The sequence below is a fragment of the Peribacillus sp. genome, from assembly GCF_059453735.1.
This window is the reverse complement of the sequence record NZ_JAZVJO010000440.1, coordinates 1-13,463: the sequence shown is the minus strand read 5'-3', so window position 1 is coordinate 13,463 and position 13,463 is coordinate 1. Positions and strand designations below refer to the sequence as shown.

Genomic DNA, 13,463 nt, shown 5'->3' with positions numbered 1-13,463 from the left:
ATGTGTAGCCAAACATGGTAACGAAGGCTAACGCTGCCGATATACCAATCATCATAAACATCAAAAATTTTACATTTTTATACGCTTTGTAAGGGATTATCATGGCAGCGAACATAGCGACGAAGGAAATAATGAGTGCGGTTCTTTGTTTGACAAAAAAGAAATCCGATCCTAAGGTTTTATATTTGCCTGCTACTGCTATAATCATGCTTGAACTGTAAACCATAACAAGTCCAAATAGAGTGAGCAGCACCACTGCGATGAAGATAGGATAATCATATGCTTTTAATACTTGTTTCAATTGTGCCTCACCTCTAATATGTATATGCCATTTGTCGGCGTCTTCTTATATAGTAACGGAAAATCAGACGAATGGATAATATAAATTTTTTTTTTACTCGAAGCCATCAATCGTTCTTCTGCATTATCATTCTAATACCCCTAAAATTCCTCTATTAAGCCCTTAGAATCCTTTTAAAAGAGTAGTAAAAGAAGATATAAAACTCATTTCATTGACAGAATATTACAAACTTTATTTTTTTTTTGGTAGAATGATAATCATAACGATACAGGGGGAAAAATTTTGAGAATGAAGCATATTTATTTTTTTACTGGGTTTCCGGGCTTTATCAGCCACCAATTAATTAAAGAACTTTTAAGAAGAGATGCTAACGCAGATAAAATTTATTTGCTTGTTCTCCCGCATCAGGTAAAGAAAGCTGAAGACGATATAAAGAGTATTCAACAATCTATGGCTGGGAGTGCTGTTCAGTTTGGAGTCGTACAAGGGGATATCACTAAGACTAACCTAGACATATCACCACAGCAAAATGTGAAATTGCGTACTGAAATAACTCATGTCTTCCACCTGGCAGCAATTTACGATTTAGCTGTCGATGAAAAGACTGCACAGTTGGTCAATGTGAAGGGAACAGAAAATGTGAATAATTGGGTGAAAGACCTTACCCAACTGGAACGCTATATCTATTTCAGTACTGCTTATGTGGCTGGAACAAGAGAAGGGGTGCTCTATGAGCATGAGCTAGTAAAACCTCCTTCTTTTAAAAACCACTATGAACGCACTAAATACGATGCTGAAGTGCTTGTCGAGCGCCTGAAGAGTGAGGGGGTTCCTGTGACGATTATTAGGCCGGGAATCGTTAAAGGGCACTCCAAGACTGGTGAAACGGTGAAATTCGATGGTCCTTATTTTATCCTGAATTTTTTAGACCGCATGAGCTTTTTACCTTTCAATCCATATATTGGTTCAAAAACCGATAGTGTCGTAAATCTTGTTCCGATTGATTATATTATACAGGCGACAGCCTATCTGGCATTATATAAAGAAGGAACTGGGAAAACCTATCATCTTACCGATCCTGAGCCGTCAACGGCGACTGAAATCTATGAATTATTTGTTAAAGAATTGTTTAACCGGAATCCTCGCGGGATGATTCCGATGGGAGTCAGTAATCTATTCCTTTCTATTAAATCTGTGCGAACCTATTTAGGTATTGAGAAAGAGGCCATGGAGTATTTTACCTGGAAAGGACGTTTTGATTGTTCGGCTGCTCAAGCTGATTTGACAGGGTCTGGGATTGTTTGCCCAAGGTTTCGAGATGGAGTTCCAGCCATGGTTGAATTTTATCTACAGCATAAACACGAACAGAACTATCAAATAAGTATTAAGTAAAGGAAGTATAATTATGGAGGAAGTTAATCATTCACGTTGGAAAGTCTATTCACCAGCCACAGGGAAAGAAATTGCAGAGATTGATGAAACCCCTCTGGCGGAAATAAATTTTTTATATGACCGAGCTCATGCTGCATTTACAGACTGGTCTGGTCTATCCGTGTCGGAAAGAATGGTCTATTTTAAAAACCTTAGATTAATTATGGTTGAACAAATGGATGAAATTGCTGAGGTTATTGCAATGGATACAGGTAAGCCAAAAACGGAAGCGATTGTTGCGGATATTATGCCAACACTTGATGCGATTCGTCACATAGAAAAGCATGCTGTTAAGTCACTATCAAGGCAGAAAGCATCGACACCGCTGCTGTTAATTGGTAAGAAGTCCTATGTGGAATATATGGCTAGAGGAACGGTTTTGGTTATTTCACCCTGGAATTACCCATTCCAATTAGCGATGGTTCCCATACTAAATGCAGCGGCTGCGGGAAACACGGTGATTGCAAAACCATCAGAAGTTACCCCGCTTGTTGGAAAGTGCATGGAAGGGCTGTTTAAGGAAGCTGGTTTCCCTGAAGGAGTAATTGGTTTTGCCCATGGTGGCAAGGAATTAGGAGCTGCGTTGACGGATCAGAATCCAGATTATATTTTCTTCACAGGCTCAGTTCGTACGGGAAAAATAATCGGTGAAACTGCGGCAAAAAAATTAATACCTGTGACCCTGGAACTAGGCGGGAAGGATCCAATGATTATCTTTGAGGATGCAAACCTAGAACGAGCGGTCAATGCAGCGCTGTGGGGGGCATTCACGAACAGCGGTCAGGTTTGTATGAGTGTAGAACGTGTGTATGTTGAAAGAGCCATGTATGAGCCCTTTTTAACGCTTCTGAAGGAAAAGGTAAACGAGCTGACGCAGGGAACAGAGCTTTCCGATGATATTGGTTCAATGACCTACCCAGAACAGCTTACAATCGTGGCTGATCATCTTGAAGATGCACTGAAGAGGGGGGCTGTTTTAGAAGCAGGCATACCGCCAGATAAGTGGGAGCGTGGTGACACATACTTTATACCGCCTGTCGTTCTTTCTCATGTTAATCATTCAATGAAAATAATGAATGAGGAGACCTTTGGACCGGTTTTGCCAATTGTCGCCTTTGATACAGAAGAAGAAGCGATTAGCCTGGCTAATGATAGTCAATTCGGGTTAAATTCAAGTGTTTGGACGATGGACCAAGCAAAAGCAGCAAGAGTTGCCTCAAAGCTCGTATCTGGTGCAGTCATTATCAATGATGTCTTAATCTCCGTAGCCAATCACCATCTCCCGTTTGGAGGCACCAAACAAAGTGGCATTGGCCGCTATCATGGGGAAAATGGATTGCGGATGTTCTGTCATGAAAAATCAATCATGACTGATTCAGGTAAGAAGAATACAGAAATTCAGTGGTATCCATACAAAGGAAAATATCCGAAGTTTTTGTCTATGTTCCAGAACTATTTCTCTGCAAGAACTAATTGGAGTATTTTTGCAAAAGAATATCTTAATTTATTTAAAATGGCTAAGAAAAAGAAATAATAATCACCCGTTCAATAATAATTGAATATAATAGTTGTATGCGGACTAGGATTCTAGTATACTTAAGTTAATTTAAATGATTTTCCTTTTAACAAAGGGGAGTAGCGTTAGGGTTTACCCTAAAACAAAGTCGTCATTTCGTGGATGAACGTCCACCGGCTTTGTTGGCACACACACTGTGCTCAGCAAGACCTTTGCCTATATGGCAGAGGTCTTTTTATTTGCTTCAAAAGCCTGATGCCTATAGGGTAAAGAAGATACTATATAGGAGGTTACTATTAATGGATGCATCATTGCTATTGGAGTATGGTTGGGTATTATTGGTCTTAATTGGGTTAGAAGGTATTTTGGCAGCAGATAATGCGGTCGTTATGGCCGTCATGGTTAAACATTTACCATTAGAACAGCAGAAAAAAGCTTTATTTTATGGACTGTTAGGCGCTTTAGTCTTTCGTTTCCTTAGTCTTTTCTTTATTTCGTTCTTGGTTGATGTATGGCAGATTCAAGCGCTGGGAGCCGCGTATCTCTTATTCATTGCGATCCATCATATTTATAAGAAATTTAAGGGTAAAAATAATGAAGGTAAAGCTAAAGAAAAGAAAAAATCTGGTTTTTGGATGACGGTCCTTAAGGTTGAATTAGCGGATATTGCGTTTGCAGTGGATTCAATGCTTGCGGCAGTTGCCCTAGCAATTACACTTCCGGCAACAGGCTGGTTTAAGATCGGCGGCATCGACGGAGGACAATTTTCCGTTATGCTTTTAGGCGGTATGGTTGGATTAGTCATTATGCGTTTTGCCGCATCTTCATTTGTTAAATTACTGCGCAAACGTCCTTCACTAGAAACAGCAGCTTTCTTTATTGTAGGTTGGGTTGGGGTTAAGCTTGCAGTACTCACACTTGCTCATCCATCAGTTGGAATCCTAGATCACCATTTCCCTGAATCGGGACCATGGAAGATGACATTCTGGATCGTGCTGATTGGCCTTAGCGTTGGCGGTTTCTTCCTTTCAGGTAAAAATACAGAAAAAGAAGTTCAAGAAATTTAACTGTACTAACCAAAAAAAGCTGGAGCTCATGCAGACATATGCATAAGCTCCAGCTTTTTTTGGTACGTTGGTTAAATATTCAAAAAATTAGCTAGACATTGGACTTGAATCGGATTAATATATTTAGGGATGCGAAATATATGATGTGACGAGGGTGAATAATTATTTATGTTGAGAAATAAAAATGTCTGGATTTTAATTAGTGGTGAATTTATTGCTGGTTTAGGAATGTGGCTTGGTGTAATTGGAAATCTTGAATTTTTACAAGCATTAGTGCCGTCAGACTTATATAAATCATTAATCCTATTAGCAGGAATGTTTGCAGGTTTATTAGTTGGCCCGATGGCCGGACGGATTATTGATGTAACATCGAAGAAAAGAATCTTACTTTATGCAGGGGCGGCACGCATTTTATCAACAGGGTTTATGTTTTTAGCCCTCATGCAGGAGAACATCTGGTGGATGGTAGTCTATATGGTCGGGATTGGCTTAGCGGCTGCTTTTTATTTTCCAGCTTTGCAAGCATGCATCCCTATGGTTGCGAAAGATGGAGACCTTTTAACATTGAATGGAATTCACATGAATGCAGGAACAATAGCAAGAATACTTGGAACGGTGTTAGCGGGTATCCTTTTGGTTTACATTTCTCTGTTTAGTCTATATAGTTTGGCGATTTTATCTTATATTATTATTTTCTTCTGCACACTTTTCCTTAATTTTGAAGAAAAAAATACTCCGCAAAATAAAGGAGCTGGTAAAGGTAATTTTAAGGAATTATTGCCTTTATTGAAGACACTTCCTCAAGTTGTTATGGGACTATTTTTATTCTTAATTCCTACTCTTTTTCTCGGAAGTTTTAATTTAATGGTGCTTAAAATAAGTGAATTACAAGATGATCCGCAAATCAAAAGCTGGCTGTATACTGCAGAAGGGATTGCATTTATGCTAGGCGCTTTTCTTGTTAAACGTTTTTTTGATGGTAAAGATCCTGTGAAAATTATGATGACTTTCTCAATTGTGATAGCATTTACGCACCTTTCTTTGTACTTTGCCGATTTACGAATTCCTGCCATTATTTCTTTTGCTGTCTTTGGTTTTTCAGCAGGTGCTTTTTTTCCGGTTGCAGCAACGATGTTTCAAACGACTGTACCGAGAGAATTTCACGGACGATTTTTCTCTTTTCGCGGTATGTTAGACAGAATATCTTTTCAGGTCGTTTTGGTCTGTTCAGGGTTCTTTTTAGATACAATTGGCTTTAAGAACATGGTTTTATGTTTTGGTATTGTTTCCGTTGTTCTCGTAGCCTATTTTGCTGTGAAGCAATACAAAGGAACCAGTCAAAAATCAAAACTATTCCTATAAACAGATTCTGCTTTCCTTTATGAGGAAAGCTTTTGTTTTGTGTAGAAAGTACTTTTGAGATGTGATGGATGTCTACAAGTTAACCATAAACATACACCCCCGAAAGAAACTAGATTGTTTCGTATCTTCTAATAAAGAACGGTATTTTGTGTAAAAACAGAATAAAATCGACATTTTCCTGCAGGTTTCAACAAAATATGTAGAAAATAGGACTTTTGGAACTGTCTTTTAGGCCACCTCTTCTAAAGAATAAGGTTGTTAAAGCTTTATTTTATTAGGAATGGAACGAGGTGAACCAGATGCTGAGTGTCTTATTTGCAGCATATAAAAAAAGACGTTCTTTAGAAGAAAAAGTACTAAAAATTCAGAAGGGTGACAATATCCTTCGAAATGAATTAATCCAATCTTTCCAGCCTTTTGTTGCGAAGACAGTGTCTTCGGTTTGCAAACGTTATATAAATGATTCAGATGATGAGTTCAGTATTGGCTTAATTGCCTTTAATGAAGCGATAAATAAATATTGTCCTAAAAAGGGCAGTTCACTGTTGGCACTTGCAGAAGTTATGATTAAGCGTCGAGTGATTGATTATATACGGACCCAATCAAAAGGACCTGATGTATTTTTAGAAGGAGCCGCTTCAGAGGAGGAAAGAGGAACTTCTGAATTCGGAGATGACAAATCCATCGAGGAATATGAACAGCAGTTAGAATCAGAGAAAAGACGTGAAGAGATCAAGGCTTATACATATCGCCTACAAGAATTTGGAATTACTTTTTCGGAACTAGCCAAAGCCTCTCCAAAGCATACTGATGCACGAATGACCGCCATCCATATCGCGAAGCTTTTGGTTCAAAATGAGAATTTAAATAATTTACTACTGACAAAAAAACGGCTGCCGGTCAAACAATTGGAAGAGTTGGTTACTGTCAGCAGGAAAACAATCGAACGAAATAGAAAATATATTATCGCTGTTGCAATCATATTAAACGGAGAGTATTTATTTTTAAATGACTATGTAAAAGAGGGGATGGCGGAATGAAGAAGGGTGTCATTCTATCTGTAGATAAACATTTTTTAACATTGTTAACTCCTGAAGGTGAATTCCATCGCTCTAAGAAGGAAGAAGAGCTATATGAAATTGGTAAAGAAATCTACTTTTCTCCTTACGACGTGAAGAGGCCTAAGTCCGCAGTGCGTTTCTATACAAGATCTGCTCTTGTTTCGGCAATGGTTAGTATCCTGCTGGTCCTTTCAGTTCTGCCAAGTTATTTTAATGAAAAGGTTTTTGCATATGTGACAATCGACATCAATCCAAGCATAGAATTAAGTCTTAATGATAATCTAAGAGTAGTGGACTTATACGGAATTAATAAGGAAGGTCTCATTGTCATAGATAAGATAAGGGATTGGGAAGATACCGATGTTACGCTTATGACCAATATGATTGTTAAAGCAACTAAAGATTCTGGATACGTAGATAACAAGCAACAGATTCTTGTTACAGCTACATTACTTGAAAATAATAAAGTACTAACAAAGAAACTTGACGAAAAGCTGGAGAAAATTTCCAGCCAAAAGGTAGTACCGGAAGCTGACGTTAAAATTATGAAAGCAACAGTAAAAGAACGCTCAAAAGCTAAAGAGCAAGGAATATCGACGGGTACGTATCTTGAAAACAAGAGAAAGCAAGAGCAGAAAAAAGAACAAGATACTGAAGTTAAGGAATCAGGGGCCAGCCTAAAAAAGACTCCAGCGACAAGCGAAAATCGCGCCGCTGTCGAGGGCAGAATTGCTAAACCAAGTTCTGAGACTCAAAGTAAAAAAAAGCGTGCAGATGTAGTTCCAAGTTCTAAGATTTCAACTACAAAAAAGAGTGAAGATTTAGTCCGGAGTTCTGAGACTCAAAGTAAAAAAAAGAGTATAGATGTAGTCCCAAGTTCTCAGATTTCAACTAAAACAAAGCATGCAGATGTAGTCACAAAATCTCAGACTCCTGCTGTAAAGACAAAGAGTACTAAGGTAGTGAAAGTGAAAAAGGCTGATTCAAAAGGTAATGGTGGAACAAAGAAACAGGAACACACTGTAATTCAACAGAAAAATAAGATTCAGCAGACAAAGGCAAGTCCACAAATAAATAACCAAAAGAAAAAAGAGACACCGAAACAGTATCAAAATATAAAAGAACAAAAACAGATGCATCAAACTAACAAAAAAGAAAATCAAAAAAACAAACCAATTAATCATAAGAAACAGACTGACTTTACTCCTGATAAACGGAGGAAAGAGGATCATAATCGAGATGAAAGAGGAACTGATAAGCGAGAACATCGAACGCCACATGAACATTTCTAATGTTCTAAGCCCAAAAATAAAGCCAGGACCCATAGGGCAGCCTGGCCAAACTTAAAGTCCTTTATAGGGACTTATCATTCGTTATTTAATCCATTTGATATGAAATTTTTATTTTCCTTTGAGTTGCTGTTGTGCTTGTTGGACAAGACGTTTGGTAATTTCTCCGCCTACCGATCCATTAGACCGTGCGACTGTATCGGACCCAAGCTGAACACCAAATTCTTGAGCGATTTCGTATTTTATGGAATCAAGAGCTTGTTCAATTCCTGGGACTAAAAGTTTGTTACGGCTGTTAGCCATGTTGATCTCTCCCTGCTGAATTTGTTACAGTAGTTAGCTACTGTCTTTTTATTATGGGAAGAATACAGTTTTTTAACCTGTGTTTGATTTGATTTTCAATGGAAACACATCCTTATTAAAGCAAACCTTAATCATTACCTGATCCATTCCATTCTTCTTTTAAAAGAACATTAGACAAATATGGATAGGAACAGTAAAATGTAAGTGATTTGCTGCTAGGAAAAAAATGGTCTAGCAGATGGAAAGGAACATCCTATGTGGGTTAAATTTAAAAAAAAACTGGCTAAGCTGAGCCCGGTCCAAATCATTACTGGTTATTATTTTGCGGCAGTAAGTATCTCGACCATCCTGTTAAGTCTGCCGGTTGCGACCCACTCAGGCGTACAGTGGACATTTAAAGATGCTCTTTTCACGGCTGTGAGCGCGGTCAGTGTAACGGGTTTAAATGTCGTGAATACAGTTGAAACGTTTAGTATTACTGGTATTTTCTTTCTAATGTTTATTCTTCAGTTCGGCGGAATTGGGATTATGTCTTTAGGGACATTTTTTTGGCTCCTTTTGCGCAAAAAAATCGGATTAAAGGAACGCCAATTAATTATGACGGATCAGAATCAAACACAGCTTTCCGGTTCTGTAAAGTTGTTAATTGAATTGATTAAAATATTTCTGATCATTGAGTTCATTGGCGCAATTGTTTTTGGAATCCATTTCCTTGGTTATTATCCTGATTGGCGCGAAGCATTTCTTCACGGATTGTTCTTATCCATCAGTTCCACAACGAATGCTGGATTCGACATTACTGGATTATCAATGATTCCCTATCACAGAGACTATTTTATCCAATTTGTCTCCATTATACTTTTAACGTTGGGAGCCATTGGGTTTCCGGTCTTAATCGAATTGAAGGATTTTCTTTCAAGCCGTGATCGAACGTATAAGTTCAGATTTTCTTTGTTTACAAAAATTACATCGGTCACGTTTATGTCCCTTGTTGTTGCTGGAACGATTTTAATCATTTTGCTTGAATTAAAGGGATTTTTTGTTAATAAAAGCTGGCATGAAACATTTTTCTATTCTCTATTTATGTCTTCCAATACAAGGAGCGGTGGACTGGCCACGATGGATGTCAGTGACTTCTCAGAAGCTACGCTGCTAGTTATGAGTGGAATGATGTTTATTGGTGCTTCTCCAAGCTCGGTAGGAGGCGGGATTCGTACAACAACTTTCGCCGTTATGGTACTATTTCTTTGGAATTATGCTCGTGGTAGAAAAACCATCAAAATATTTAATCGTGAAATATATGAAGATGATATCCATAAAGCTACGGCTGTTATGATGGGAGGAATTGTGCTTTGTACGGTTTCTACTTTTATACTCTCTATCACTGAAAATTTTTCCCTTACAGAAATCTTATTTGAGGTATGTTCTGCGTTTGGTTCAGTCGGACTTTCCACGGGAGTAACGCCTGAACTAAGTAATATTGGGAAAATTGTTATCATGATTTTAATGTTTATCGGACGGGTAGGAATCACCTCCTTTCTGTTGATTTTAGGAAGACGTGAGAAAACAGATAACTATCATTATCCGAAGGAAAAAATCATTGTTGGATAAAAATCATTTAAAGAAGACTGTTTTTCACCTGTCCAGGAATATGGAGGGGGGGAAGGCAGTCTTTTTTCTGATGAAGGTTGTTCTCACGAACCGTCGAAAAGAACTCATTGTAAAAAAAATACTTCAAAATAAAGGAAACGCTTACATTGAGAGAGAATTATAACCTAACTAGTCAGTTAGTAGTGGAAGGGGAGAAATTAATGGATTTTTTATACTCAGAGAAAACGAAGAAACTACAGGAAAAACTCGAACATTTTATGAATGAACATGTTTATCCAAATGAGAAAACGTATCTAGAACAGTTAAATCAAGGAGATTCTCGTTGGAGCAGTATTCCACCTATTATGAGTGAGTTGACGGAAAAGGCAAAAACAGCTGGTCTATGGAACTTATTTTTACCAGAAAGTGAATATGGGGCAGGTCTTACAAATCTTGAATATGCTCCATTATGTGAAATAATGGGGCGGTCTTTAATTGGACCAGAGGTTTTTAATTGCAGCGCACCTGATACAGGAAATATGGAGGTGCTTGTTCGTTATGGAAGTGAAAGCCAGAAGCTGCAATGGCTGCAGCCTCTCTTGAATGGCGAAATACGTTCTTGTTTTTCAATGACAGAACCGGAAGTGGCTTCTTCGGATGCTACGAATATTGAAGCTCGTATTGAGAGAGAGGGCGATGAATATATCATTAATGGCCGTAAATGGTGGTCTTCAGGTGCTGGTGATCCTCGGTGTAAAATTGCTATCGTTATGGGAAAAAGTAACCCTGATGCAAGTCGCTATGAACAGCAATCGATGATTCTTGTTCCATTGGATACACCTGGTGTGAAAATTGAAAGACTTCTTCCTGTATTCGGTTACGATCATGCACCACATGGACACGCAGAAATTTCTTTTGATAATGTGAGAGTTCCAACAGGGAATATTCTTTGGGGAGAGGGGAAAGGCTTTGCAATCGCACAAGGAAGACTTGGACCGGGAAGAATTCATCATTGCATGCGGTTAATCGGTGCTGCAGAGAAAGCTCTTGAAACTTTATGTAAGCGGATACAAAATAGAGAAGCCTTTGGAAAGCCGCTTGCTAAGCAAGGCGTTATTCTTGAATGGGTGGCCGATTCTCGAATAGAAATCGAACAAGCAAGACTTTTAACACTTAAGGCGGCTTACATGATGGATACGGTCGGGAATAAAGAAGCCAAGCTTGAGATTGCGATGATTAAAGTAGTTGCTCCTTCCATGGCACTACGGGTGATTGATCGAGCGATTCAAGCACTAGGAGGAGCAGGAGTTTCAGATGACTTCCCACTTGCTGCTCAATGGGCAAATGCGAGAACACTGCGCCTTGCAGATGGGCCAGATGAAGTGCATCGTGCACAAGTAGCCAAGCTTGAGCTTAAAAAATATGAGTCAGTTAGCAAGAAAGTGAATGTTTAACGAGGGGAAAGGTGTGATTGATTATGAAAAGTCTTGAATTATTCGATTTGACAGGAAAGACCGCCATTGTAACGGGTGGAGGAAGAGGATTAGGGGAACAAATAGCAATTGGATTGGCAGAAGCAGGGGCAAATGTCGTGCTATGCTCACGTAAAAAGGCCGCTTGTGACGAAGCCGCTTTAAAAATTGAAGCACTCGGTGTAAAAGCATTAGCACTAACATGTGATGTGACCAAACAAGAAGATATCCAGCTAGTGGTTGAGGAAACAAAAAAGGTCTTTGGTTCCATCGATATCCTGGTCAATAACAGCGGGGCTTCTTGGGGAGCACCTGTCGTGGATATGCCTTTAGAAGCCTGGCAGAAGGTGATGAATACAAATGTGACAGGTACTTTCTTAATGTCACAGGCTGCAGGCAGAGTCATGATAGAACAAGGCGGAGGCAAAATTATCAACATTGCATCTGTTGCAGGTTTAGGCGGGACGCATCCTGATGTTATGGATGCGATAGGGTATAACACATCCAAGGGAGCAATCATTACTTTTACGAAAGATTTAGCTGTAAAATGGGGTCAATATAACATTAATGTTAATGCGATTGCTCCTGGATTTTTCCCAACTAAAATGTCAAAAGTCATTATTGAACAAGGAAAGGATTCTCTGCTTCGTTCTACTCCGCTAAAGAGGTTTGGGGGAGACGATGATTTAAAGGGCGCAGTGTTATTTTTGGCTTCAAATGCATCAAACTATATCACGGGAGATTGTCTAATTGTTGATGGGGGCAGTCACGCAGGGTGATTTTTCATTTCATCTTTGTCTAGCATTTCATAAAAAGTTGTTCGAAAAATTGAAATGGTGGAGGTATCAGTAAAATGAAAGAAAAAGTTTGGTTATCGAAGTATACGGATTCCATTAATAAGGAAATTAACATCCCAGACATCACCTTGCCTCAAATCCTCCTAGATAGAGCTCAGAAATATCCCCAAAATACGGCAATCACATTTTTTGGCCGAAAGATCACATATCAAGAATTATACGCTGCTTCGATTGCATTTGCATCTTCATTACAACGTAAGGGCATTCAAAAAGGAGACAGAGTCGCCATTATGCTACCGAATTGTCCACAGTATGTAATGGCCTATTATGGTGCGCTAGCAGCAGGAGCAATCATTACACAGATTAATCCGATGTCGGTTGAACGTGAGCTTGAATATATGTTAAACGATTCAGGTGCCGAAACAATCGTTGTTTTGGATGGCTTTTATTCGCTAGTTAAGAAGGTTCAGCCAAGTGTACAGGTGAAAAATATCATTGTTGTTAGTCTTCAGCCTGATGAGTATGATGTTACCCCAGATAGTTATTTTGATGAATTTTTAAAACTTGGTGCTGGGAAATTCACACCTGTTGAAATAGATACCGAACATGATATTGCTGTTCTGCAATACACAGGCGGGACAACAGGACGCTCAAAGGGTGCCATGCTGACACATCGTAATATCTTAGCGAATGTTCTTCAGACTTATGAGTTTTTCAAAGAGAGTACCGGAATTGGGAGTGAACGATTTCTAACCATTATCCCTCTTTTTCATGTCTTTGGGATGAGCTCTGCTATGAACTATTCTATCTATACAGCCAATGATTCGATTATGCTGCCGCGTTTTGATTTAGAAGAGGTATTGAATACCATTAAGAAGGAGCAGCCAACGATTTTCCCTGGCGTTCCTACCATGTATGTAGCGATCAACAGTCATCCACGCGCTGAGGAGTATGGAATTAATTCGATTAGAGTCTGCAATAGTGGAAGTGCGCCGATGCCGATTGAGCTGCTTCGTGAGTTTGAGAAGAAGACAGGTTCAAAAATTTATGAAGGCTACGGACTGACTGAAGCTTCTCCAGCTACACATTGTAACCCTATGTTCGCGGAAAGAAAGCCTGGAAGTGTAGGAATTGGATTTCCATCTACAGATTATAAAGTGGTTGATTTGGCCACAGGTACAGAGGAAGTCCCTGTTGGTGAACTAGGAGAATTAATTATTAAAGGACCGCAGATTATGAAAGGATACTGGAATATGCCTCAAGAAACTGCCGTG

The 13,463-nt window shown here is 39.0% G+C and carries 12 protein-coding genes and 1 riboswitch; of the genes, 10 read left to right on the top strand and 2 right to left on the bottom strand.

All coding sequences use genetic code 11. The features are described from left to right. A partial coding sequence (locus tag AC52RT_RS14510; protein WP_495541399.1) for an FtsW/RodA/SpoVE family cell cycle protein occupies positions 1-301 on the bottom strand: 301 nt, incomplete at its 3' end. Between the two features lie 288 nt (positions 302-589). On the opposite strand from AC52RT_RS14510, the gene AC52RT_RS14505 reads away from it, so the two are divergent. The 6 genes from AC52RT_RS14505 (at position 590) to AC52RT_RS14480 (ending at position 8,030) form a co-directional block, all read left to right on the top strand. Next, a complete protein-coding gene (locus tag AC52RT_RS14505; RefSeq protein ID WP_495541401.1) occupies positions 590-1,693 on the top strand; it encodes an SDR family oxidoreductase in 1,104 nt (367 codons plus the stop codon). A 13-nt stretch (positions 1,694-1,706) separates the two neighbouring features. Further along, entirely contained in the window at positions 1,707-3,266 is a 1,560-nt protein-coding gene (locus AC52RT_RS14500; RefSeq protein WP_495541398.1) for an aldehyde dehydrogenase family protein, read from the top strand. 84 nt (positions 3,267-3,350) lie between these two features. Further along, a riboswitch (yybP-ykoY riboswitch) is annotated at positions 3,351-3,450 on the top strand. Positions 3,451-3,547: 97 nt separating this feature from the next. After that, positions 3,548-4,315 carry a TerC family protein gene (locus tag AC52RT_RS14495; protein WP_495541397.1) on the top strand — a complete coding sequence of 256 codons (768 nt, stop codon included), beginning with the start codon at positions 3,548-3,550 and terminating at the stop codon, positions 4,313-4,315. A gap of 168 nt (positions 4,316-4,483) precedes the next feature. Continuing rightward, positions 4,484-5,677 carry an MFS transporter gene (locus AC52RT_RS14490; RefSeq protein WP_495541396.1) on the top strand — a complete coding sequence of 398 codons (1,194 nt, stop codon included), beginning with the start codon at positions 4,484-4,486 and terminating at the stop codon, positions 5,675-5,677. 290 nt (positions 5,678-5,967) lie between these two features. Continuing rightward, the gene (sigI, locus tag AC52RT_RS14485; protein WP_495541395.1) at positions 5,968-6,717 is read left to right on the top strand and encodes an RNA polymerase sigma factor SigI; all 750 of its coding nucleotides are present in this window, start codon (positions 5,968-5,970) and stop codon (positions 6,715-6,717) included. After that, positions 6,714-8,030 carry an anti-sigma factor domain-containing protein gene (locus AC52RT_RS14480; RefSeq protein WP_495541394.1) on the top strand — a complete coding sequence of 439 codons (1,317 nt, stop codon included), beginning with the start codon at positions 6,714-6,716 and terminating at the stop codon, positions 8,028-8,030. Before sigI ends, AC52RT_RS14480 begins: the two co-directional genes overlap by 4 nt. Before the next feature lie 108 nt (positions 8,031-8,138). Here the strand turns inward: AC52RT_RS14480 and AC52RT_RS14475 are convergent, their stop codons facing one another. Beyond that, positions 8,139-8,330 (bottom strand): alpha/beta-type small acid-soluble spore protein, encoded by a 192-nt coding sequence (locus tag AC52RT_RS14475; protein ID WP_040374223.1) that lies wholly within the window; start codon positions 8,328-8,330, stop codon positions 8,139-8,141. Positions 8,331-8,585: 255 nt separating this feature from the next. Here AC52RT_RS14475 and AC52RT_RS14470 point away from each other — a divergent pair, with 255 nt between their 5' ends. From AC52RT_RS14470 to AC52RT_RS14455, 4 genes are all read left to right on the top strand, one after another. Continuing rightward, positions 8,586-9,941 carry a TrkH family potassium uptake protein gene (locus AC52RT_RS14470; RefSeq protein ID WP_495541393.1) on the top strand — a complete coding sequence of 452 codons (1,356 nt, stop codon included), beginning with the start codon at positions 8,586-8,588 and terminating at the stop codon, positions 9,939-9,941. A 200-nt stretch (positions 9,942-10,141) separates the two neighbouring features. Further along, on the top strand, positions 10,142-11,374 hold the full coding sequence (locus tag AC52RT_RS14465; RefSeq protein ID WP_495541392.1) for an acyl-CoA dehydrogenase: 1,233 nt from the start codon (positions 10,142-10,144) through the stop codon (positions 11,372-11,374). 23 nt (positions 11,375-11,397) lie between these two features. Then, positions 11,398-12,171, top strand: a complete 774-nt coding sequence (locus AC52RT_RS14460; protein WP_495541400.1) for an SDR family oxidoreductase — start codon at positions 11,398-11,400, stop codon at positions 12,169-12,171. A gap of 74 nt (positions 12,172-12,245) precedes the next feature. After that, positions 12,246-13,463: AMP-binding protein (locus AC52RT_RS14455; protein WP_495541391.1), on the top strand; the 1,218-nt coding region annotated here is incomplete at its 3' end.